The following is a 23,123-nucleotide window of genomic DNA, read 5'->3' as shown; positions in this document are numbered from 1 at the left end:
TACCACAATGACAAATCAGCCAATTATCCGTTTTGAAAACGTCATGAAGAAATACGGCGATGACACGACCGTATTGGATAATGTCTCATTTGAAATGGAGCGCGGAAAATTTTATACATTATTAGGTCCTTCGGGATGCGGTAAGACAACAATCCTGCGATTGATAGCAGGGTTTATTGAACCATCAGAAGGATCCATTTTCTTTAACGGTAAAAAAATCAATGACGTTCCGGCGAATGAACGCCAAGTAAACACTGTATTTCAAGATTACGCGCTCTTCCCCCACTTGAATGTATATGAAAATATTGCATTCGGTTTACGGATTAAAAAAGTGAAAAAGGACGAAATTGATTCGAGAGTTAAGGAAGCGTTGAGATTCGTCAATTTGGCAGGTTATGAAAATCGAGAAATTACAGAGATGTCTGGCGGTCAACGGCAACGAGTCGCAATTGCACGAGCTATCGTCAATGATCCTGAAGTCATTTTACTAGATGAGCCGCTATCCGCTCTTGACTTGAAGCTTCGTTCAGAAATGCAGTATGAGCTTCGTGAATTGCAGCAGCGCCTCGGCAAGACGTTTGTATTCGTCACTCATGATCAAGAGGAAGCACTCGCCATGTCCGATGAAATCTTCGTTATGAATATGGGAGCAATTCAACAATCAGGCACTCCTCTTGATATCTATGACGAGCCGATCAACCGATTCGTCGCCGACTTCATCGGAGAATCGAATATTGTTTCGGGCAGGATGATCGAAGATTATGTCGTTGAATTTACAGGTAAACGTTTCGACTGTGCGGATGCGGGACTACAGCCGAATGAAAAAGTCGATATCGTTCTTCGCCCGGAGGACTTGGAAATTACGACAGTCGATAAAGGAAAATTGAATGTGACGGTCGATACCCAACTGTTCCGAGGGGTTCATTATGAACTGTCGACATACGATCAGGACGGGAATGAATGGCTTGTCCATTCCACAAAGAAAGCGGAAGTCGGAGAGCAAATCGGACTTGATTTCAACCCGGAAGACATCCATGTCATGCGCTTGAACGAATCGGAGGAAGATTACGATGCAAGGCTTGAATCCTATGGAGTGAACGCCGATGAATAAGTCACGCCTGCGTTCTCTTTATTCGATTCCTTATACAGCTTGGATCCTGTTGTTCGTCCTAGCTCCGATCGCATTAGTCGTCTATTATTCCTTTTTCGACTTGGCAGGCAACTTCACGCTGGCGAATTACCGAAACTTTTTTACGTCCGTCTATCTTAAACTGACGATCAGCTCGTTTTGGTATGCATTCCTTATTACATTCTTTTCATTGCTGATCGCCTATCCGACGGCGTACTTGATAACAAAGACGAAACATAAGCAGCTTTGGCTTCTGCTTATCATTATCCCATCGTGGATCAACTTATTGCTGAAGACATATGCTTTCATCGGGTTAATGGGTCTATACGGCCCGCTGAATGCATTTTTGGAGGCTGTTGGCATTGGCAAGCAGCAAATACTATTCACGGACTTCAGCTTTGTATTCGTTTCCGTGTATATATTCATTCCGTTCATGATTTTGCCGATATTCAACGCTCTCGATAAATTGAACCCGGCGTTAATCGATGCTTCGCGTGATCTCGGTGCAAATTCTTGGACGACCTTTAGAAGAGTCATCTGGCCATTGACGACCAATGGAGTGAAATCCGGCATCCAAGTCGTATTCATTCCCGCTTTGTCATTGTTCATGATCACGAGGCTCATTGCCGGAAATAAAGTTATTACACTTGGAACAGCTATTGAACAGCAATTCCTAGTGACGCAAAATTGGGGAATGGGCTCGACAATCGCGGTCTTCCTCATCGTATTCATGTTCATCATCATGCTCGTCACGAATGGAAAAGAAAAGGGGGCGTCGGACAATGGAAAAGCTAGGTAAACTGCCTAAACTATATTTAGCGATCATCTTCATTACCCTGTACGCACCGATCTTCTATTTGATTTTCTACTCATTCAACTCGGGCGGCGGGATGTCCAATTTCGAAGATTTCACATGGGAGCATTACGCCGCTGTTTTTGAGGATAAGCGGTTAATCATCATCGTCCTCAATACAATCATCATCGCACTGCTTTCCGCGTTATTATCAACGGCAATTGGCGTGATAGGCGCTTTGGCTATTTTTTTCATGCGCAATAAAAAAATGAGAAATGCAGTGCTGTCATTGAATAATATTTTGATGGTCAGCCCGGATGTCATCATTGGGGCGTCATTCCTGATTCTTTTTACGATGATTGGCGTGAAGCTTGGATTTGCTTCTGTTTTGATTTCCCATATCGCATTTAGCATACCTATTGTCGTCATTATGGTATTGCCGAAGCTTTCGGAGATGAATATCTCATTGATAGATGCAGCCCTAGATCTAGGGGCGTCCAGGAAAGATGTAATGACGCGGGTCATTCTGCCATTCATTAAACCCGGGATATTCGCTGGATTCTTCCTCGCTTTGACGTATTCGCTCGATGACTTCGCTGTCACGTTCTTCGTGACTGGTAATGGATTCTCGACATTATCAGTTGAAATCTATTCGATGGCAAGGACTGGAATCAGTTTGACAATCAAAGCCCTATCAGGACTCATTTTCATCATTACGGTCGCTTTAGTGCTCGGTTACTATGCGATTAGCCGAAAATCGAAGACGCCTCTCGCGGGGGTGAAGAAATGAAATCCATTATACAATCAGCAATCCTTATAATTATTGTTTCCGGCATATTCCTTTTCATTAACGCCGAGTTGAGCAAAGGGAGCAAGTCAGGCAAAGGTACAATCACTGTCTATAACTGGGGAGAATACATCGACCCGGATCTTATCAAACAATTTGAAGAAGAAACGGGCATCAAAGTCATTTATGAAACATTCGATTCGAACGAAGGCATGATGAGTAAAATCGAACAAGGCGGCACGTCGTACGATATATCGGTCCCTTCTGAATACATGATTGAAATGATGAAGGATAAGGATCTTCTACTGCCAATCGACTACAGTAAGGTCCCGAACATTAAACATATCGATCCTTACTTTTTGGATTTGGCATTCGATCCAGGCAATGAATACTCCGTCCCCTATTTCTGGGGTACAGTAGGGATTGCTTTCAATCCTTCGTTACTTGAAGGACAAACATTTGAGAGTTGGGATGACTTATGGGAACCTTCCTTGAAGCAACGTGTCATCCTTGTTGATAGCGCAAGGGAAACAATCGGCATGGGTCTGAACTCATTGGGCTACTCCCTGAATTCGACCGACCTTGGAGAGCTCCGTGAAGCAACAGATAAACTGAAAACATTAAGCCCGAATGTGAAAGCGGTCATCGGGGATGAAGTCACTCAGCTGATGATCAATAATGAAGCGGCCGTCTCCCTTACATGGTCTGGTCAAGCTGCAGATATGATGTATGAAAATGAAGACATCGATTATGTGGTTCCTGAGGAAGGTTCGAATTTATGGTTCGATAATCTTGTCATTCCGAAAACTGCCAAAAACATTGACGGAGCACATGCTTTTATCAACTTTATGCTCGACCCTGAAGTGGCTGCACAAAATGCCGATTACGTTGGTTATTCGACCCCGAATGTAACGGCACTCGACTTGATGGATCCAGAAGTCGTCGAGGACGAGCGTTTTTATCCTGACGAAGAGACAAGAAGTCATCTGGAAGTGTATAAAAACTTAGGACTTGAATTATTGGGCGTTTATAATGAACTTTTCTTGGAGTTCAAAATGGATATGAAGTAAACTTATTGCCGTTCTTAAACCGGTCCCTCGGTTTAGGGCGGTTTTTATATTCTTGGAGCCTTTTCTGTTAAATAGCGTATTGCTTCTATGGTAAACTGTAGCAACGACAACAATAATTATAGAGGGGCGGATTGCCTTTGGCAGCGAAACAATCGAATAATGCAGCATTATACATATTAATGTTCAATATGTTCATCGCAATGTCCGGTATCGGTCTCATCATTCCAATCATGCCGGAATACTTAGGGACATTCGGTGTAGCCGGAAAAGTACTAGGATTCCTAATTGCAATCTTTTCGTTTGCTCAATTCATCTTTTCACCGATATCTGGGGATTTGTCAGATCGGCACGGAAGAAAGAAGATCATTATTTTCGGCTTATTCATCTTTGGATTATCACAGCTTGCATTCAGCATGTCTACTGAACTTTGGATGTTGTTTGTTTCCCGGTTCTTTTCCGGGATGGGAGCGGCATTCATTGTGCCGCCAATGATGGCATTTGTTGCTGATATTACAACTCTTGAAGGCAGAGGTAGAGGTATGGGGCTGCTAGGGGCTTCCATGTCACTTGGATTCATGATTGGTCCTGGAATTGGCGGGTTCCTATCTAAAATCAGTTTGCTCACTCCTTTTTATTTTGCTGCTGGGGCTTCCGTGTTCGCTGCTCTTCTTTCGATTTTCATTTTACCGAACGTCGCACCGGTCGTTTCGCTAGAGAAAATCAATCAGAAATCGGAAAATATTTTCAAGCAGTTAAAACGCTCGACGACAACTCCTTATTTTGTCATGTTGATCGTCATGTTCGTTTTCTCTTTCGGGCTTGCGAATTTCCAATCGACCATTTCTTTATATGTGGACCATAAATATGGCTATACACCTTCTCAAATAGCGGTGTTAATCACGGTCGGTGGGTTTGTCGGCGTTATTGTCCAAACATTTGTCATTAATCCTTTGTTTAAAAGATACGGGGAAATGCGTGTCATTCTGTTTAATTTGGTCGTTGCAGCTATTTCAATGCTCGCCATTCTGTTCGTTGATATCTTTTGGACGATCCTTCTTGTCGCAACGATTTTCTCGACGGCTACTTCCCTTCTCCGGCCTGCGGTCAATACGCTCGTTTCGAAGCTTGCAGGTGAAGAACAAGGATATGCTGCGGGTATGATGAATGCTTATATGAGCTTGGGAAATATGGTCGGCCCAGCGCTCGCAGGTTCTATTTTCGACATCAATATTACATTCCCTTACATCCTAGGTACCGCTATTCTCTTAATCTGTTTCGGAATTGCAACTGTGTGGTCTAGAAAACACCAACCCCTTCTCGCCTCGACGAGAACATGATAAAACCCTTATCTCCGTGAGCAGGAGATAAGGGTTTTTTCTAACGTTTCTTTTTCGCCTTCAATAATTCGGCGACATGATCTTCCTGTTTGACTGTCGTAACTTCATTCACATCATTCATCTCTTTTCGATCCAGCAAACTTGAAAACATACCGAATCTTCGAAGCGTAATATCAATGAAAAACAAGATCATCGCAGTTAATATAAGCCAATCCGCAATCGGTTTCCGATCCCCACTTTTATACGGATGCGAACGGAAAACCCGCTCAGGATCTTCAAGATGCTCGCCGCCCGTCCGCTCAGAAATTTTCTCAAGCAATGCAACATTTGGTTCTGACGGTTTATATTCCAAACTGTATGGAACCGAAACACCCGCTTCAAATAATCCACCCTTATCATCTGCAACACCGAAGAATACAAGACCAGGGTCCGCATCCAACGTTACTCTTACTTTTCCTGGCGCCAACGGTTCCGACTGGAATGGCACTTCATTTCCTTGCTCATCAACAATCGCAATTTCCAAAAAGGCCGATTTCCTGGAACTATCGGTAATCGTATACGTACCGCCTCGGTCGTGGGTGATCAAATAAGGGACATCTTCATAAGACGGCAGCAATCTCGAAACGGCCGTATTCCAAAAGCTAGAATATCCCTCCCATCTTGCCAGATCCCCGGACCATTTCCCCGTTGAATCGGATGTGAATGCGATTGTACGTCCGAGACCATACATCCACTCTGCAATAACTGGGTCTTCCTTAGGGCTTTCTGCCACGATTGTCGCCGTTCCTTTTGGTGTCGTTGCAATATAGGCATTCATTTGCGGGACGCCTTCCTGGAAGATAGAAGTCCACTCAGGCACGTTGCCCAATGAGACGTAGAAGGGGTCATCTTCAATATATGTCCTAGTAAGCATCGATGTTTCTCGGGTCAAAATGGCTGGAATCGTCGACTCATCAAAAGCGTTATAGAATCTCCCGCCGCCGAGTTCCGCCAATTCTTCCAATAATAAGCTGTCTGCATCGGTACCGATCGCAACAGTCGATAATGAAACATTCGAATTTTTGCCTTCCGCTATAACTTCTTCATAATCCGGAGGCATGGATGATTGGCCATCAGTCAACAGTATAATATGCTTCCTTTGGAGCTTCAAATCTGTCAAGTCCTCATACGCCTTTGCGACAGATGGGAAAATATCAGTCCCTCCACCTGCCGGTATGGACAAAATCTGATCCATTGCGTCTTGTTTATCTTGTAAAGGACCGACAGGGATGACTTCCCAAATTTCATGGTCAAATGCAGTGAAGCCGAAAGTATCATCGTTCCTTAGCAATTCGACCGCTCTTGCTGCCGCTTCCCTCGCAATAACAATTTTTGAACCCGACATACTGCCGGAACGGTCCAAAGTTATGACAAGACCTAGGGACGGCAGCTGCTCCTTCCCTTTCACTTCCATTTCCACAGGCAATAATCGCTCGATCGGAGACTTGAAATAACCTCCTAAACCATAACTCTCATCACCACCGACCATCATGAACCCAGTGCCGAAGCTTTTTACCGCCTGCTCAATGACTGTCATTTTATGTTCTCCAACAAGATGGCCAGGAACATTATCAAAAATAATTGCGCCATATCCTAAATATCCGGACAATGTTTCCGGCAATCTTTCTGCATCCACTATATCTACTTCCATAGCGTTTTGGTCGAGAAGTGACGGAATAACGGAAGGACTCCGCTCAGTCTGTACGACAAGCACTTTAGGAGATTGTTCAAGCATTGTGACGGAAAGCATACGGTTATTTTCTAGAAGTCCATCATCAGGTACAATTAGCTTTGCCTCATACTTCAGAAGACCTGTCCCACTAGCCTCATGATGAAATGCAAATTGGTTTGTTCCTTCGTCTAGAGAAACCGGTTCACTAATAATCTCCTCATCGTTCAAGTTGATCAGCAACTGGCCCACTGTCTGTGTGGATGACTCGACTTCAACACGCAGCAATTGCCTTTCTCCTTCATAAGCGGATCTAGGCGTCTCGAATAATGAAATGGAAGCATCTGCGACATTCGATCGTCTTAGTACGAACGTGTCGATTTGGATATGGCCATTTTCATATTTTGGCAATAGCTCTTCTATAGACCCTTCCGTCTCTAACCCGTCAGACAATAGCACGATCCTCGTTGCAAGACCGGTTTTTGCCACCGCAACAGACAAATCTATCGCTTTGGCAATATTCGTTTCACCTTTCGAGTCTATCGGTTCCAGCTTTGGCATTTCAATAGTAGCGTCGGTCAATCTACTATCTGACCGGAACGTTCCGGCGAATGAGTAAATTCCTACAGATTGATTCGCTTTTCTCGCCTTCAAACTTTCCGCAATCCATTCTTCTGCTAATTGACTCGCATCCGCCACAGAAACGGACCTATCAACAACGAATATGATCTGCTCCTCTTCATCTGGCAGTGTCACATATGGAATGGTAAGGGCAAAGACAATACAAAGGATCACAATGCTTCTAAGGGCATATAGAATCGTCCCTTTACGTGCAAAACGCATGTTGGATGACTTCCAAGCATACACCATGTAAATTGCTATCGGTATGAGCAGCAAAAGCCATAAAGGATTCTCAATTCGGATATCCACGACGTCTTTGCACCTCCCACTCTATTAATAAAAGAAGGAGCACCGGCAAAAGGAAAAGCCATCCAATCATTTGTTTACCTTCTTCTTTTTCAGTTCCTTCAGCAAAGTCCACTCCAAGTTTATAACTGGATCCATAGGAAATTGACTTCTCATCGTGTTCAAGCTCGACGGAAAAATACCTTTCCTTTCCCCCATCCATCAGCTTATAGATCCCTGGTTTAGACGGCGCGACAAAATTTCCGCCTGCTGGATACGTAGCGACATACTCATCATCAATCGTAAAAATTTCAATTCCTTCCGTTCCATTTCCCGTCAATAACGCTTTTCTCTCATTTGGCATGAAAATTCCAGCGATATCACTACTTGATCGCAACATTTCCATCGAACTCCAAAAGAATAACGGAAACGACGGATGCAAAGGCCAATCTGTCAGGCCAATATCCGTCAAGATGATAATATCGCCTCTCGGTGATTTCTGGATGAACGGTTTGCCGTCGATAGAAGCTAAAGTCGAATACCCTTCGAATGGTGGATAGAGAGCGCTCACATAAACATCATCTATTGAAGCAATCGTGAATAATGCATCATTTGATGATTCCACTGGACCCGAAATCGGCTCTGCCGTTGAATCATTTCTGCCGATCAACAGAACTGGCTCTGTTCCATTCTTCAAAAAGGAAGTTTCATTCGTCACGATCATTGCATGGTCTCTTGCTGACGTAATTTCATTCACAGACCCAGAACTAACGGTGAGACCGATCGCTTCAAATGCTTTTTTGACTAGCTCATGCAATTGACTGTCTACGATGACTTCCGATGATTCACTACCAATGACGATAAATGCTTCGTTGTCTGCAGCATAGTCATCTTCCGCCTCGATATGAACATGGAAAGCCGGAAGTAACGGTAAATCCTTGAATGAAAGGAGAGCGTCCGCATCTTCTTCAACTGAAAAATCTTGTTCAGCCAATTTATCTCCCGTCAATCCATTATTGACAATCACCTTCCCCGATTGTTTCAATAATGTTTGATTTGAAAGCTTAACAATCGCCTCTGTACCATCTACAGTATGTATGGCACCAATTTTTTCAATTGCAATATTGTCTAAAGGAACTTCATTGTTATGAACAGTCCAAGTAATCCCATTTTCACTTTCCATAAATATGGACCGATCGAGGAAATCTGTAAATATATGAACATCCGCTCCTGTTTGTGATGTAATTGATTTCACTATATCGAGCGACCTTCCAATATGCTCATGCTCATAATTCAATTCCAGCCCGTCAATCGAAGCTAAAACAAGCCGCTCATCGGTCTCTTGACGAAGCAACAAAGCAGGCTCTTTCCCAGTCGTTATGATAGAGAACGATTCACCAGCACGTTCTTCTGCAATCGATCGCATCTTCGTTTTACTTTTTTCCAATAATGATTGATCGCTATCATTGGCAGACATGCTTGCGGAAACATCTACGATAAAAACTGTATGACCATCCGCAACAATATCTTTCGGCAAAAACGGTTGAAGCAAGATGAATAACAATAGCAACAGTGCCGCCATCTGCAAATAAAATAAAGCGTTCCGCTGCAAATTTTTCAAGTACGGAGAAACTTTTGTCTCCCGCATTGATTGTTCCCAAAACAGTGTGGAAGATATTGTAGTCGTTACAAACTTCTTCCGAAAGAAATAATAAAGAAGGACGGCCAACGGGAAAATTGCCGTCCACACATTACTAATTTGATCAAACCCCACTTAGCCGCCCCCTTTCAGCGCAACCATCCTGCATGCCTCATCTTTTTTGTAAAACAATCCATTGCACCTTCTGATACTTCTGTACGCATTAGCTGGATTCCGTATTTTCTCGCCAATGCTGATAATCCCGCTTCATGTTTCAATTTCTTTTCTTTATATTCTTTGACGATTCGTTGACTCATCGAAACTTCAACGACCGATCCTTTTTCCACATCGACAAGGCGCACATCACCTTCGTATTCTGGAAACTCTTCTATCGGGGAGTGAACTGTCAAAATTCGTACATCCTTACATACACCGGGCAACCTTCTGAACAGCCGCTCCCATTTGTCTATCTGCTCCAAGCCATCTGTAATAATGAATAAGACTGTCATTGCCTTCGGAACATGCTTAATGAGTTGATCTGCAAATTCACCTTCGAAAATCGGTTCTTGTAATTGCGATACGAATTTTGAAAACGATGCCCGATGCAATGCCCCTTTTTTCCGAAAGAAATAATTCTGGTCAGCAGACCATGTCGAAAACGAAACAGTGTCGCCACTTCTTAACGCGATATGTCCTAACCCGATCGCCAGTTGACGTGCAAAATTCCATTTTCCATCCGTCCCCATCGATTTAGTGGAATCAAGCAGTATATGTACCCGCATTTCTTGTTCATCTAAAAACTGCTTGATGAATGGTTTATCGGTGCGCGCAAACACATTCCAGTCAATATGACGCAAATCATCGCCTGGGTGATATTCTCTGAAATCCGAAAAATCTAAAGAAGTTCCCGTTTTACTGGAACGATGCATCCCTTTATGATGTCCTAGCTTTCTCGCTCTCGATATGATGGATAACCCGCCTAAACGTTTGGATAATCGATCAGGGAAAAGTTCTTCTCTCATTACACTTGCGCTCCTTGGCGGATATCCTCCAATAATCGATCGATAAGTTTATCGACATCAATTCCTTCCGCTTCCCCCTCATAATTGATAAGGATACGGTGTCTTAAAGCCGGTTTGGCGACAGTTTTAATATCGGCAATTGATACGTGGAAACGGCCTGCCATTAACGCTCTTGCCTTTGCCAATCGAATGATGGACTGTAATCCACGAGGTCCGCTTCCGTACTGGACATATTGGCTCCAATCGTCTTCGCTGTCAGTTCGGTGATGTGTCGCCGATACTAGATCGACGGCATAATCCATCATCTCGTCTGCAATGACAATTGTCTTCGCCATTTCCTGGGCCAAAATAATCGATTCTGTATCCATCACTTTTCGAATAGATACAGTTTTCGGTCCGGTTGTTCGTAGCATTATTTCCTTTAACTCTTCCTTTACGGGATAAGGAAGTAGAATCTTACATAAGAACCGGTCCATTTGCGCTTCTGGCAATGGATATGTCCCTTCCATTTCAATCGGATTCTGTGTCGCAAGAACAAAGAATGGTCTGGACATTTTCCGGGTTTCACCAAGGACGGTTACGGTTTTCTCACCCATCGCTTCAAGCAAAGCACTTTGAGTTTTCGGAGTGGCACGGTTAATCTCATCGGCCAGCACCATTTGACTAAATATCGGTCCTTCTTTAAATACAAAACGTTGAACTCCGTCTGGATTCCGTTCTAAAATGCTTGTTCCTGTAATGTCTGCAGGCATGAGATCCGGTGTGAATTGAATACGGGAAAATGACAAATCCAACACTTCAGATATTGTGCGGATCAGCATTGTCTTTCCTAAGCCAGGCAACCCCTCCAATAAGGCATGCCCTTCTGCCAATATAGAATATAGCGAAAACTCGACAGCTTCCTGCTGACCTACAATGAACTTACCGATTTCTTCTCTCACTTCTGCAAGCGTACTGCTCATTTCTTCAAATTGTTCAGGTGAAAACGACATTTGTACATCTCCCATCCATTAATCATTCAATTGATGAAAAGTAATCAGAAAGGACTCGTTGTAAGTCCGCAGGAAGATTCATTTTATCTGACCCTTTTAAATAGGCGTCCTTATAACTTCCGACCACTTCTTGATATGGCCGCAATGTTCCACGTTCAACAAGGCCATCACGCTCATTCTCTTCAACGAATTCCCCTTCCCCTAGCTCACCGCCTACAACAGAAGGGTCATTGTAACTTCCTATTCTATCGAAGGGAATGGAAAGTAAGTCGCGTCCACCTTTCCCTGTTCCCGTGCCAGACCCTTGTCCTTGACCTTGTCCTTGGCCCTGTCCTTGACCTTGACCCTGTCCCTGTCCTTGACCCTGTCCTTGACCTTGGCCTTGGCCTTGACCTTGACCTTGGCCTTGACCCTGACCTTGGCCTTGGCCTTGGCCTTGACCTTGGCCTTGACCCTCGCCTTGACCTTCGCCCTGACCCTCACCTTGACCCTGGCCTTCGCCTTGACCTTCGCCCTGACCTTCGCCCTGGCTCCCTCCATTGTTGCCGCCGGATTGAGACTGTCCCTTGCCAGGCTTTGCGTTAGAACCCGTTTGATCAGTGTTTGCCGTGGACGGAGTTCCAGCACTTGCCAAAGCGGGAAGCGATGGGGCTTTACCTATTTTATTCAATGCACTTTGCGCTTTCCCCGCTTGTTGTGCGAGCTGGTCAACAAGCGATTTTAGTTCCTCAAGCTCCAATTCCTCTTTTTCACTTAAGCCTTCTTCAGAGCCTTCCTTTTTTTCAGTCAATCTCTGTTCCTTCAGCTTAAACTCTTTTTGCTTCTTCACTAATTCTCTTAACGTTTCATCTGTCGTTTCAGTCTCTTTCAGTTTCTCCGCCAGCTTTGCCAATTCTTTTTTCTGTTCAGGATTTTTTTCCTTCTTTCCTAAATCGGCCACTTCCTTTTTCAATTCCTCGATGATTACCTTTTCCTTAGCGACAGCTTGTGCTTCCTGCTGTGCTTCTGAAGGAAACATGAGCAGAAGGACGAATGTGGCGAGAAAAATTAGAAAACCTGAAAGCGTTTTTCCGTTAATATATCTTTTTTCTCGTTTCTTGAATTGCGGATAAGCTATGTCCACCGCCTTTTCCGCTCTTCGCACAATCGCCTGACCAAAATCCGAATGTCGAACGCGATCATCCAATGCGGTTACAAGTAAATTGTCAGGTACATAATGATCCAGCTTCCAAACAGCCTCTTCTCGGCTGACATTCTTAATGAACAGCACGATGATCGTTGCAACGATAGCTGTTATAGCAATCCCGAATGTTATCCATTCATAATGAGGTAATATGAACAGTCTGGAAGCAGCTAGGAACAATGAAGACAACAAGGCAGTCATGAAAAGTCCTGCTTGCAGCATACGGACAGATCGCTCGAAGCGCAATGAACTTAGGGCCCTTCCAACATATCGATGTAATGCTGATTTCTCTTCCATCCGTTTCACCTCATCACTTTAATCTTTTCATATTGACACGAAGTTTTTTAACTGCGATGAACAGCGCTACTGCAGTTAGAACCCCATAAAAAATCAAGTATCCAGCCCAGATCGGAAAATCGATATTTGTCATGTCTGAGATCGATCTGTTGAGCTCGGGCGACAAAAAAGTTGCGAATAATACCGCCGGATTGATCGAGGCTAAAAACTGCCCGATATATGACGGCGAAGTTACCGGAGTCCCCATATAGTTAAAAGCTTTCACTTGCATGACAATAATAAACAGAAAACCAGTTACTACCGAAAGGAAAAGCATCATACCGTATGTTGCAATCATTGAGACAACCGTTCTTCGAATTAATGTCGAAAACATGACGCCAATGCTACCGATTGCAAGCAATGTTACAAATAAGAAAAGGAATATTTTAACGAAATCACCAGGCGATATTCCTCCGAATAAAAAGACTAAGCTGTACACAGGAAGCCCCGCTACTATGAGCAGCAAAAGAAAAGCTACTGACGAAAGCATCTTTCCGGAAATGATTTGGAAAGAGCTTTGCGACGTCGTCAATAGAATAGGCAACGTCTGTTTCTCCCTTTCCGAGCTGATCGAACCCGCCGTCAAACCAGGGGCTGTAAACAATACGAGCCCTAGTTGGATATAGGAAAGAAATGCGAATAGGACAAAGCTTTGGCTCGGTCTGAAGTAAGAAGTTCCCGTCATATTCACCGTCAAAAAAATATACCCGAATACGAAAATACACATCGCCAACAGAAAGAAGAGGATGCCATTGAACCCTTTAAATGATCTGAATCTCAACTTCAACTCTTTAAAAAGAACCGGATTATTAAAATTCATCTTCAGTCGGCTCCTTTCGTAATTTCCATAAAGACGTCTTCCAAATTCGTAATATGTTCCATAAAGGAAACAATCGACAAGTCAGACAAGACTGCCCGTTTCAACATTTCAATCTGCTCCGTTTCCTCGCCTCTATAAACGAAGGAAATCCCTTCCCCGTCTTCAAGCTTTTCAATCGAATTGACAAAAGGCTGCTCTTCAAAAAACGCAATAGCCTCCTCAGTTTTACCCGCTAATCGGACTGTTATTGTCTTTTCACCTTGCAGTTTCTTTTGGATATCTGCAACCGAGCCATGCGCGATCAATTTGCCATTGTCAATAACTCCGATTTCATCACACATCTCAGCCAGTTCAGGCAAAATATGCGAAGATATTAATATCGTCTTCCCCATTCCTTTCAACGTCTTTAAAATATCACGCATCTCAATCCGCGCTCTTGGGTCCAGCCCTGATGCCGGTTCGTCCAATATGAGGACTTTCGGATCGTGAATAAGACATCTGGCCAAGCATAATCTTTGTTTCATGCCTCGTGACAATAAGTCGACATACGAATATCTTTTATGAGACAAGTTCACTAACTCCAGCAGCTGCGGAATTAGTTTCTTTCTTTCCTCTTCAGGAATTCCGTAGCTAGCACCATAAAAATCGAGATATTCATCAGCTTTAAGCTGATCGTAAACCCCGAAAAAGTCAGGCATATAACCAATCAGTTTCCGGATTTCTGCTGGCTTTTCCCGCACGCTTACACCATCGATGAGTACGTCACCAGAAGTAGGCTGCAATAATGTCGAAACAATTAGGAACGTCGTGGATTTACCAGCACCGTTTGCACCTACAAACCCAAATACAGTTCCTTCATTCAACGTTAAGTTCAGATCATCGAGTGCTGTGAATTGGCCGTACTTCTTCGTTAAACCTATAATTTCAATCATTTCTTCACCTCGCCATGCAGCTTGATTTCAGGAGGTTGACCTTCATTGCCATGTTGTTTATTGAGAAACTCCAATTTAAAAGTCACTTTTCCATCTTCGGTTATATAGTCATCAATTGAATCCAACGTCAATTTCCTTTCGGATTCAAGTGAATCATAGCTCTGCGTTTTGACATTCCAAATCTGCAAAGTGTATAGCTGCTTTTGAATTTTTGAAATATCCATCGATTTCCATACCGATACTTTTTGTATTAGATCTTCCGGCACTTGCCACCTTTGGACATACGTGTCCTCGTCAAAATAATACATATTCGCCGCATACCCAATTTGGTGCGCCTGTATATTATTTACTTCTGAGATAAGGCTCATCGACATCATTTCCGGATCTACAGTAAAGCTATCGCTAAATTCGACTTTCGGTGCGAACGACTGCGATAGCATCGTTAAGGAATCTATTACAGCTTTTGATTTTTCAAGTTCTATCGGCACGAGTTTTGTATCCGCATACCCAATGAGGGCAGGCATGGAAGTGTTGCTCATAAACTCACCAGAAAACGTTATTAGACTGTCTTTTCTCATTTGTAACAGATCATCCGTATTCGTTGGCATATTCCCCATATACATTGTGTTTGAAGACCTTTTCCTAATTAAAGTCGATGTCTTCAACTTTTCATTTACCTTCAACGTTTCTCCAGGACCTACATCTCCAACTTTGATTCGACTCGTCCCCGACCAAATCGCAAGTTCTTTCACTGGGAATGGAAAGTTATTTGTAATTTCACCTGTCAATTGTTTGTCTTTAACGGTCAATGAAATATCGAAATTTCCGATTGCGTCTAAAGTTGTTTGCCCATAGACAGTCGCAACATCCCAATAGCCGATGTCTCGTAAATGCAAGTTCGAACCTGTTGCACTTCTCTCAAGTACAGCACGTTTATGAGAATTGACGCCCATTGAGGATGGACCGAATAATCCCATGGAGTAAGGGGTGTATGTTGACATTGTCGTTTCTTTTGGTGCTGAAAAGACAAAGTCTCCTGCCTTATTCGTCAAAATCGATTCAACGAAATATCCGTTCAACCTTCCGTCTTGTTCAACTTCAAATACAGATGTTTGCTGAATTTGTGCTTGGCCGATGCGATCACGTGCGCCATAAGCGAATATGAAGATTGATACTGCAACAGAAATGGCAGGAATGATCCACCATGCATGTTCCCGCTTATCTTTTCGTTTTAGGATAATATATAAGACCGGGATGATAATAATGATGTAAAATATGATTACACCAAATAGAAATGGTGCGGATACTTTAAAAGAAGGGAAAAGTTCATTTGAATTTCCGATTGACCACCGTAACGATTCCATAGGATCATTGTAATAAGGCATCATGCCGTTTGCGATCATCGATTGAGTTGCCGTATCGAGTATGTTTTTCCATACCGCTGGTGCTCCATGCATTTTGGAAAATGGTTCATCCCCTACGGAAAAAGCAGTTTGCAAAACGAGCCCTTTGCCAAGCTGTTTAGAAGCAGCAAGGATATCCGCATCTTTCGAAAAAATAACTTTCGAATCAGGATTTAAAGCAGCTTTTGCAATTGTAATTTCTTGATTGAAATCTTCCCTAGACGTCCATTCATTTAATACTTCAGGATTAAGAGCTTTCTTTCCATCCAATGCTAACGGTAAATGTTCTGCAAATGCACCCGACTCTGCCATCAAATGATCGGAGCCACCAAAAACGATAATGCCTCCCGAGCGCACCCAGTTGACTAAAGCTTGCTGCGTAGCTGGCGACATATCGGCAATCGGATATTCGTCAATGATTATTATATCCGTCGGTCCCCACCCTGCTGCTTCCTCCAAATCCAGCGAAGCAATTTTTGAAACATCAATCAATTGAGTACTCGGATAATTCGTCAGGCGAAACCCTTTCAACGCAGACAATCGATCGATGTTGTCTGTGAATGCGGTGATGATTTTTGTATCGTCGTGATACATGGCGACGGTAATTTGCTGAGTCCCCTTATGATCGATTTCCTTGCCTTTTTTCCATCCACCTTCATAAAAGAAGATAGATTTGTTGTTCATGCCATACATATTGTAATCGAACATTTTAGGATTGATGAACGTCACAGTTTTTGATTCGCCCGCACCAATGTCGAGCGGAAAAACTTCCCCGATACCAGACTCATAAGACTGCTGTGTATCAATGACCATGTCGCCGCTAAAAGCGGAAGTTCCGTTATTTTCGATTTCAACTATGATAGGTGCACCTTTTCCAAATTTTGCTTTCCCGTCAAAGCCTGCAGTCACCTTTACTTTCAATTCAGGTGCGGCTGAAGCTTCTATTGTCGGCAGGAATAAGCAAAATACAAACATGGCGATTAGTAACCCCCACTGTTTTTTCCACATAATTGATTCCCCCAATTGGACATCGCCAATATTCTGTACCTTTCTTAATTAGTACGTAGCAAAATTAGGAAAGTTCCCGTCACTTCAATTCTTTTCTTAATTTTTCGGCATGCATGTTAAGTACTTCAGTAAAAGCACTCACTTGCTTGAGTTCAAAAGTAGAGTCATAGCCGATCAGCCATGTATCCCTCGTCAATTCGAATTCTTCTTCACTATTCAGCAAAGGAATTTTATTCACCTTCTCATCTCCTGCCAAAGTGATTGAAGGTAATATCGCATAACCAATTCCATTCAAAGCGAGTTGTTTGCACGTTTCAATCTGGTCAACTGTAATTTGCCTCTTCGGATATTGTGAAAAATGGCGTTGCCACCATCGTTGAATTTCCATGTAGTAATTGGAATCACTTTTAAATTGAATAAACGGTCGCTCAGTTTCCACTAATTCATCAATTGAAGTAATTTCCTGGTCGACTAAATAAAGACGGTCTCTAAATAGATATGATTTCCTGCTTTTCCAATCCACCTGGCCACGAACAATTCCAATATGCGCCTCTCCTTCATAAAGCGCTTTCACAATTTCCGAACTCCAACCTGTCATCAATGAAATTTTCGCATCCGGGTACATGCTTACAAATTCCTTCAATACTTGCGGCAGCCAAGTCTGTCCGACGATGGAAGCGCAAGCGATTTTAAGTGTACCGTGTACTTTATCCGCAAGAGATGCTATCATCTCGGCAGTTTCCTCTTTTTTCAGGATTGTCTCTTTTGCGAAAGCAATGACAAGCTCGCCTGCAGGAGTTGGCTCCAACCCTTTTTGAGAACGGATGAACAACATCGTTCCCCATTCCTTTTCAATCGTTTGAAGGCGTTGTGACAAAGCTGGCTGTGATAAAAAAAGCCGTTCAGCCGCCTTGCGCATATTGCCTTCCTCCGCTAATGCTTTAATGATCTCTAATTCAGTTGTCGTCATGACTAACCACCTTTCCTCTAGGTATCCGCAAGATAAGTAGTAAGCTGATGACTGCAAAAACAAGTACAGCCACATACACCCATTGCAAAGAACCATCGAGCGCGTGTTGTAAGGTATTCACATTCGAAGCAGGTAAAGTAGACCTCGCTTCTTCCGTCAATAAAAGATTTATATCATTCACTTTATAATCAAGATTTCGCTCCCGGAAAGAAGATAGTAATGATCCGTTCAAAACTGCTCCAAAAATTGCCGCCCCTATTGTATTTCCGAAGTTTCTCATGAACATGTTTGCAGCAGTCGCCGAACCCCTTTGTTCGCGGCTGACGGCGCCTTGAATGGTTACGATGAATGATGTGCTCGTCAATCCCATTCCGATTCCGACGAAAAAGCTTGAAAATGCAGCCCATAATGGACCAGAGTCACCTGTCATCCATACGAACATGAGTGAACCAAACACTAAGGAGATGCCTCCAGCAAACGACACAGCAAATGTTCCGAACTTGATCAACAAATGCCCGGCAACAGAAGAAGCGATCGGCCAACCGATTGACATCGCTGTCAATGTAAAACCAGCAATCATTGCAGTCTGTTCCATTACACCTGTTACGTAAGTGGGTAAATATGAGGAAACGCCGATAAGAATGACACCGGTTGTCAATGAAACGAGATTGGCATAAAGAATTACAGGGTTTTTCCAAATGTGGAAAGGCATCATTGGATCTTCTGCTTTCTTTTCCACCCAAATGAATAGCGTAAAGAGCGCTGCGCCTAAAATAAGGAGAAGGAGACTAATCGCTGAAGAACGACTAAAGGATTGTCCACCTTCAACGAGCCAAAATAGGATGATAGATAAAGAAGTCGTCAATAAGACTGCACCTTTAATATCGATTGCCGCTTTTCTGTCAGATGCAGGTTCATGTAGGAAGAAATAAATACCGACCATCGCTAACAAACCTAGTGGTACATTAACCCAAAACACGTATTTCCAATTCCAATATTGAACAATGAGCCCGCCGATTACAGGGCCGGATACTGCTGAAATGCCCCAGACGCTCGATAAATATCCTTGTATTTTAGCCCGCTCTTCTGTGGAGTAAATATCACCAACAATCGTTGTCGCTATTGGCATAACTGCTCCTGCACCCAAACCTTGGATCAAACGAAATACAATAAGCTGTTCCATCGTTGAAGCAAACCCGCAAAGAATGGAACCGAATAGAAAAATGGATAAGCCAATAAAAAATATAGGTTTTCGCCCGTAGAGATCTGCCAACTTGCCATATATCAGAACAGTAACCGTACTCATAAGCAAATATGCAGAGAAAATCCAGCTATATCTTGAAAACCCACCAAGCTCACCAGCAATCGCCGGCATTGCCGTCGACACGATTGTCGCTTCAACTGCTCCGACAAACATCGCTAGCATGACTGATATTAGGACAAGTGGACGATTTGTTTTTTTATGTAGTTTCATTCATATTTCCCCTCCCACAAAAAAAGCCAAGAAATAACAAAAGGCCCCTATTGGAGCCTTCTATTCAAGGTAAAAACCTTGTGATAACATCATCATTTCATGTAAAGATATTTTTTGAATTCTTTTAGTATGACTCTTCTCGTCAGTATACCCGCAAATGTGCCGTCTTCTTCAGTGACACATAGGAAAGTGTGATTAATAAGCAAATCTAATCCTTTTTGAAATCTATCGGTTGTTTTAATAGCAGGGATATCAGTTTGCATAATGTGATCGACTTTCAAATCTGCTAGCTTTTCATACTCGATCCGTTCCAATCCTAAGATGGAATCTGTAATCATACCAATCCCTAGCAGTCCCCTTAAATGGTTCTTTACATCAATGACAGGTATTGCAGAATAACCGGTTTTCGTCAGAACGAGAAGGGCGTGTTCCGCGTTATTGCCGACTTGCACACATGCCACTTTTTCAGCAGGAATAAGATAATCTGCAATCGGCACCTGAAGAAAATCCCTGTTATTTACAGAAATCATTGAAAATCTCTCCTTCTGATCATAAGCTGTCATAACAATTCTACAATCCTATCATACCATAAGAGGCAGTGAACATCCCATTGAAATATGTAAAATGAGCAGTAGTAGAAAACCTCTTCCTAATTGGAAGAGGCCCAGTAAAAGAAAATGACAAACAAGATGAATAGCGACACTACACCGATAACCCAGATGATTGGGTTTAAGGAAAATGGATGGTCTTCGACTGCTTCCGGTATTTTATCATCCATTTCACCGAATGATGTGGCGGCAATTGCATCCCATTTTCTAACTGCTTTCCATCCGATTACACCGCAGATAACAAAAACAATCGCTATCGGAATAATCCATATAGCCATTTGGGATCATACCCTCCCTTTGCACGAATTGAAACTAGGATGTGCAAGTTCGGGAATAAAATACTTAATTAAAACGGATACTGATTTAGCCATTGGCCGCCATCTAGTGTGACGATTTCGCCGTTCATGTAGGAGGCTTTGTCTGACATGATGAATGCGGCAAGTTCTGCGATTTCTTCTGGCTTTCCTACTCGGCCAAGCGGGACAGAATTAATCGTCCGTTTCACGGCTTCTTCGGATTGGAATAAACGTTCTGCCCCACCTGTTCGCTCAATCGGACCTGGTGCTATTCCATTTACCCTGAATCCATATTTGCGTCCCCATTCGACAGCAAGAGTACGCGTCAATGACATGACGCCTGCTTTTGCTGCAGCTGAGTGAACGACACCAGGGCCTGCATCCCAGGCATAAGTTGCTAGCATGTTCAATATAGCGCCTTTTTGTTCTTTTTTAATCCAATAGTTGCCTACTGCACTTGTACAGAAGAAAGTTCCATTTAGAACGATATCAATGACAGCCTTCCAGCCATTTGGAGAGAGTTCTTCTGCATGAACAAGAAAATTTCCTGCAGCATTGTTAACGAGCCCGTCGATTTTGCCGAACTTTTCGTCTGCAAATTCAACCATTCCTTGTACATTCTCGATATTACGCACATCCATCTGATAAGTATGTGCACGTTCCCCAATTTCTTCCCTTGCAACTTCTAAGCGGTCAGCATCACGTCCGGTTATAATGACATGAGCGCCTTCATCGGCAAATTTCTTTGCCATGGACTTCCCCATCCCGCTTGATCCGCCAGTTACGATGATTACTTTGTCTGTATACATGACAATCCCCCATTTCCAAGTGAATGAATATTCACTCATAATTGTATCATATTTATCTTCGCTAAACGACTACTTAAAAGACTTCCTTTACTGAAGCTCATTCGCCTCGGTGAAGGAAGTCTTATCATCTACTATGCAAAATACTTTTCCACGATTTCGGAAGCCGGAATCGCTTTGCTGAATAAAAAGCCTTGCGCCTTATGGCAATCCGCTTCTTTTAAAATCTTCGCTTGTAAATCCTTTTCCACGCCTTCCGCGATTACTTGCATGCCGAGACTGTGGGCAAGATTAATAATTGTCTTGGCGATTGCCTCATTCTTTTCATCAAGTTCAATGTCTTTGATGAACAAGCGGTCTATTTTAATAATATCAATCGGATATTGTTTTAAATAGCTAAGTGAGGAATATCCCGTTCCAAAGTCATCGACGGAAATCGTCACTCCGATTTCCTTTAATTTTTGCAGCGTTGAAAGCGTGTCCTTCATGTTCATCAAAGCAGACTCTGTTATTTCAACTTCAAAAGAGGACGGCTGGATTCCATTATTCTCGATGATTTGTTTCGCTTTCTCTGCAAATTCACCAGTTTGGAATTGCTTTGGAGAGATATTCACCGCAATACGGACAGGCCGGAACTGCTTGTTTTGCCATTCCTTCAGCTGTGCACATACTACTTCCAACACCCAATCCCCAATAGAATGAATGAGCCCTGATTCCTCTGCTATCGGTATGAATTGAGCTGGTGAGACAAAACCAAACTTCCTATTATTCCATCGTAAAAGTGCCTCAAAACTATCGATTTCACCTGTTTTCAAATTTACTTGTGGCTGATAATGTAGTTCGAGTTCATTGAATTCGATTGCCCTGCGCAAGTGGGCTTCCATTAACGCTGTATCAGTGAAGCCTGTATTCATTTCTTCACGATAAAATCGATAATGGGAACGACCGCGTTCTTTTACGAATCGAACCGCTTGCTCTGCTTTTTGAAGTAATTCTTCCAAGTTCTCGCCATCATCCGGATAGACCGAAATACCGATTGAAGAGGAAATGAAATACTCTTGATGCTTGAAGTAGAACGGCTTTGTAAAGTCACTCAAAATTTTCTGTGTAAGTTTCTCAGTTATCTCAATCGATTGGTTTTGCAGTAAGATGATATACTCATCTCCACCATTTCGATATAATTTCCCCTCTTTTGGGCAAACAATCTTTATTCGCTCTGCCACCATTTTCAAGATTTCGTCGGCACCATTTCGACCAACCGAATCATTAATTGTGTTGAACCGGTCCAAATCTAAATGGATTAACGATAGCTTTGCATCACTTCGGGAAGCATACTCAGCGTCAGCTTCAAAGTGTTCCTTCAATGCCCTGCGATTCCATAAACCTGTCAATTGGTCATGATAGGACAGAAATAATAGTTTCTCGTTGTTTTTTAGATGAAATGAAGTATCTCTTAATATTAAATGGATCTCCCGTATTTCTCCTCGGACAGTAACCGGAATCGTTTTGATGTAGGCGGATAAGTATTGCCCTCTCTTATGGAAAAACTTAATCCCTTCCATTTCAATAGATTCCCCGAGATATGCACGGGATAGGAATTTTTGGAATTCAACAGTTTTGTCTTCGCTGATCAAATCAATAACAGCACGACCTGACAATTCTTTCAATCGGTAACCGAAAGCTTTATGGACGGCAATATTCGCATACGAAATTCTACCATTCCGATTGATTGTTATGATTGGGTCCAAATTATGATCTATGACAGACATATACTTATGTTCGTATTCCAATCTTGCTTTCCGCTCCATCATCAATTCATCGTGTAGTCTGTTATTGTCCATGAATGCCTCCATGCATGTCGCTGCTCCTATGTACAATAATTTTGTTTATAGATGCCGAAACAG

Annotated in this window: 19 protein-coding genes; 5 read left to right on the top strand and 14 right to left on the bottom strand. The window is 42.8% G+C overall.

Annotated features, from left to right (window positions below; all coding sequences use genetic code 11):
* Positions 1-7: 7 nt before the first annotated feature.
* The 5 genes from ACTHPA_RS14740 (at position 8) to ACTHPA_RS14720 (ending at position 5,116) form a co-directional block, all read left to right on the top strand.
* Positions 8-1,111 carry an ABC transporter ATP-binding protein gene (locus ACTHPA_RS14740; RefSeq protein ID WP_440501230.1) on the top strand — a complete coding sequence of 368 codons (1,104 nt, stop codon included), beginning with the start codon at positions 8-10 and terminating at the stop codon, positions 1,109-1,111.
* On the top strand, positions 1,104-1,928 hold the full coding sequence (locus ACTHPA_RS14735; protein ID WP_440501229.1) for an ABC transporter permease: 825 nt from the start codon (positions 1,104-1,106) through the stop codon (positions 1,926-1,928). The genes ACTHPA_RS14740 and ACTHPA_RS14735 overlap by 8 nt, the downstream gene beginning before the upstream one ends.
* Entirely contained in the window at positions 1,912-2,712 is an 801-nt protein-coding gene (locus ACTHPA_RS14730; RefSeq protein WP_440501227.1) for an ABC transporter permease, read from the top strand. Before ACTHPA_RS14735 ends, ACTHPA_RS14730 begins: the two co-directional genes overlap by 17 nt.
* Positions 2,709-3,779: an ABC transporter substrate-binding protein gene (locus tag ACTHPA_RS14725; RefSeq protein ID WP_440501225.1), complete on the top strand. Its 1,071-nt coding sequence runs from the start codon at positions 2,709-2,711 to the stop codon at positions 3,777-3,779. Before ACTHPA_RS14730 ends, ACTHPA_RS14725 begins: the two co-directional genes overlap by 4 nt.
* 179 nt (positions 3,780-3,958) lie before the next feature.
* Positions 3,959-5,116: an MFS transporter gene (locus ACTHPA_RS14720; protein WP_440501262.1), complete on the top strand. Its 1,158-nt coding sequence runs from the start codon at positions 3,959-3,961 to the stop codon at positions 5,114-5,116.
* 40 nt (positions 5,117-5,156) lie between these two features.
* On the opposite strand, the gene ACTHPA_RS14715 is transcribed toward ACTHPA_RS14720, so the two are convergent.
* The 14 genes from ACTHPA_RS14715 to ACTHPA_RS14650 all read right to left on the bottom strand — a co-directional run bounded on the left by ACTHPA_RS14715 (position 5,157) and on the right by ACTHPA_RS14650 (position 23,060).
* Positions 5,157-7,754: a VWA domain-containing protein gene (locus ACTHPA_RS14715; protein WP_440501223.1), complete on the bottom strand. Its 2,598-nt coding sequence runs from the start codon at positions 7,752-7,754 to the stop codon at positions 5,157-5,159.
* On the bottom strand, positions 7,738-9,504 hold the full coding sequence (locus tag ACTHPA_RS14710; protein WP_440501222.1) for a vWA domain-containing protein: 1,767 nt from the start codon (positions 9,502-9,504) through the stop codon (positions 7,738-7,740). The genes ACTHPA_RS14715 and ACTHPA_RS14710 overlap by 17 nt, the downstream gene beginning before the upstream one ends.
* A gap of 14 nt (positions 9,505-9,518) precedes the next feature.
* Complete coding sequence (locus ACTHPA_RS14705; RefSeq protein ID WP_440501220.1) at positions 9,519-10,391, bottom strand: DUF58 domain-containing protein; 873 nt, start codon at positions 10,389-10,391, stop codon at positions 9,519-9,521.
* On the bottom strand, positions 10,391-11,383 hold the full coding sequence (locus ACTHPA_RS14700; RefSeq protein ID WP_440501219.1) for an AAA family ATPase: 993 nt from the start codon (positions 11,381-11,383) through the stop codon (positions 10,391-10,393). Before ACTHPA_RS14700 ends, ACTHPA_RS14705 begins: the two co-directional genes overlap by 1 nt.
* 22 nt (positions 11,384-11,405) lie before the next feature.
* Positions 11,406-12,863, bottom strand: coding sequence for a hypothetical protein (locus tag ACTHPA_RS14695; RefSeq protein WP_440501218.1), 1,458 nt, complete (start codon positions 12,861-12,863; stop codon positions 11,406-11,408).
* A 13-nt stretch (positions 12,864-12,876) separates the two neighbouring features.
* Entirely contained in the window at positions 12,877-13,728 is an 852-nt protein-coding gene (locus ACTHPA_RS14690; protein WP_440501260.1) for an ABC transporter permease, read from the bottom strand.
* Positions 13,725-14,654: an ATP-binding cassette domain-containing protein gene (locus ACTHPA_RS14685; protein WP_440501217.1), complete on the bottom strand. Its 930-nt coding sequence runs from the start codon at positions 14,652-14,654 to the stop codon at positions 13,725-13,727. Before ACTHPA_RS14685 ends, ACTHPA_RS14690 begins: the two co-directional genes overlap by 4 nt.
* Entirely contained in the window at positions 14,651-17,065 is a 2,415-nt protein-coding gene (locus ACTHPA_RS14680) for a hypothetical protein (RefSeq protein ID WP_440501216.1), read from the bottom strand. Before ACTHPA_RS14680 ends, ACTHPA_RS14685 begins: the two co-directional genes overlap by 4 nt.
* Before the next feature lie 79 nt (positions 17,066-17,144).
* On the bottom strand, positions 17,145-18,035 hold the full coding sequence (locus tag ACTHPA_RS14675) for a LysR family transcriptional regulator (RefSeq protein ID WP_440501215.1): 891 nt from the start codon (positions 18,033-18,035) through the stop codon (positions 17,145-17,147).
* Positions 18,022-19,509 (bottom strand): MDR family MFS transporter, encoded by a 1,488-nt coding sequence (locus tag ACTHPA_RS14670; RefSeq protein WP_440501214.1) that lies wholly within the window; start codon positions 19,507-19,509, stop codon positions 18,022-18,024. The genes ACTHPA_RS14675 and ACTHPA_RS14670 overlap by 14 nt, the downstream gene beginning before the upstream one ends.
* Positions 19,510-19,601: 92 nt before the next feature.
* A complete protein-coding gene (gene cbpB, locus ACTHPA_RS14665) occupies positions 19,602-20,039 on the bottom strand; it encodes a cyclic-di-AMP-binding protein CbpB (RefSeq protein WP_440501213.1) in 438 nt (145 codons plus the stop codon).
* Between the two features lie 119 nt (positions 20,040-20,158).
* A complete protein-coding gene (locus tag ACTHPA_RS14660) occupies positions 20,159-20,395 on the bottom strand; it encodes a hypothetical protein (RefSeq protein ID WP_440501212.1) in 237 nt (78 codons plus the stop codon).
* A gap of 68 nt (positions 20,396-20,463) precedes the next feature.
* Positions 20,464-21,222, bottom strand: coding sequence for a 2,4-dienoyl-CoA reductase (fadH, locus tag ACTHPA_RS14655; RefSeq protein ID WP_440501211.1), 759 nt, complete (start codon positions 21,220-21,222; stop codon positions 20,464-20,466).
* A 131-nt stretch (positions 21,223-21,353) separates the two neighbouring features.
* On the bottom strand, positions 21,354-23,060 hold the full coding sequence (locus ACTHPA_RS14650; RefSeq protein WP_440501209.1) for a putative bifunctional diguanylate cyclase/phosphodiesterase: 1,707 nt from the start codon (positions 23,058-23,060) through the stop codon (positions 21,354-21,356).
* Between the last annotated feature and the right edge of the window lie 63 nt (positions 23,061-23,123).

The organism is Sporosarcina sp. SAFN-015 (genome assembly GCF_051966875.1).
Lineage (GTDB): Bacteria > Bacillota > Bacilli > Bacillales_A > Planococcaceae > Sporosarcina.
The sequence above is the reverse complement of the archived record's forward strand: the minus strand, read 5'-3'. Positions and strand labels throughout refer to the sequence as shown.

Excerpts from the sequence above, each read along its gene's own strand:
- ACTHPA_RS14740 (WP_440501230.1), top strand. The coding sequence starts at position 8 with ATGACAAATCAGCCAATTATCCGTTTTGAAAACGTCATGAAGAAATAC.
- ACTHPA_RS14735 (WP_440501229.1), top strand. The coding sequence starts at position 1,104 with ATGAATAAGTCACGCCTGCGTTCTCTTTATTCGATTCCTTATACAGCT.
- ACTHPA_RS14730 (WP_440501227.1), top strand. The coding sequence starts at position 1,912 with ATGGAAAAGCTAGGTAAACTGCCTAAACTATATTTAGCGATCATCTTC.
- ACTHPA_RS14725 (WP_440501225.1), top strand. The coding sequence starts at position 2,709 with ATGAAATCCATTATACAATCAGCAATCCTTATAATTATTGTTTCCGGC.
- ACTHPA_RS14720 (WP_440501262.1), top strand. The coding sequence starts at position 3,959 with ATGTTCAATATGTTCATCGCAATGTCCGGTATCGGTCTCATCATTCCA.
- ACTHPA_RS14705 (WP_440501220.1), bottom strand. The coding sequence starts at position 10,391 with ATGAGAGAAGAACTTTTCCCTGATCGATTATCCAAACGTTTAGGCGGG.
- ACTHPA_RS14700 (WP_440501219.1), bottom strand. The coding sequence starts at position 11,383 with ATGTCGTTTTCACCTGAACAATTTGAAGAAATGAGCAGTACGCTTGCA.
- ACTHPA_RS14695 (WP_440501218.1), bottom strand. The coding sequence starts at position 12,863 with ATGGAAGAGAAATCAGCATTACATCGATATGTTGGAAGGGCCCTAAGT.
- ACTHPA_RS14685 (WP_440501217.1), bottom strand. The coding sequence starts at position 14,654 with ATGATTGAAATTATAGGTTTAACGAAGAAGTACGGCCAATTCACAGCA.
- ACTHPA_RS14680 (WP_440501216.1), bottom strand. The coding sequence starts at position 17,065 with ATGTGGAAAAAACAGTGGGGGTTACTAATCGCCATGTTTGTATTTTGC.
- ACTHPA_RS14675 (WP_440501215.1), bottom strand. The coding sequence starts at position 18,035 with ATGACGACAACTGAATTAGAGATCATTAAAGCATTAGCGGAGGAAGGC.
- ACTHPA_RS14670 (WP_440501214.1), bottom strand. The coding sequence starts at position 19,509 with ATGAAACTACATAAAAAAACAAATCGTCCACTTGTCCTAATATCAGTC.
- cbpB (WP_440501213.1), bottom strand. The coding sequence starts at position 20,039 with ATGATTTCTGTAAATAACAGGGATTTTCTTCAGGTGCCGATTGCAGAT.
- ACTHPA_RS14660 (WP_440501212.1), bottom strand. The coding sequence starts at position 20,395 with ATGGCTATATGGATTATTCCGATAGCGATTGTTTTTGTTATCTGCGGT.
- fadH (WP_440501211.1), bottom strand. The coding sequence starts at position 21,222 with ATGTATACAGACAAAGTAATCATCGTAACTGGCGGATCAAGCGGGATG.
- ACTHPA_RS14650 (WP_440501209.1), bottom strand. The coding sequence starts at position 23,060 with ATGGACAATAACAGACTACACGATGAATTGATGATGGAGCGGAAAGCA.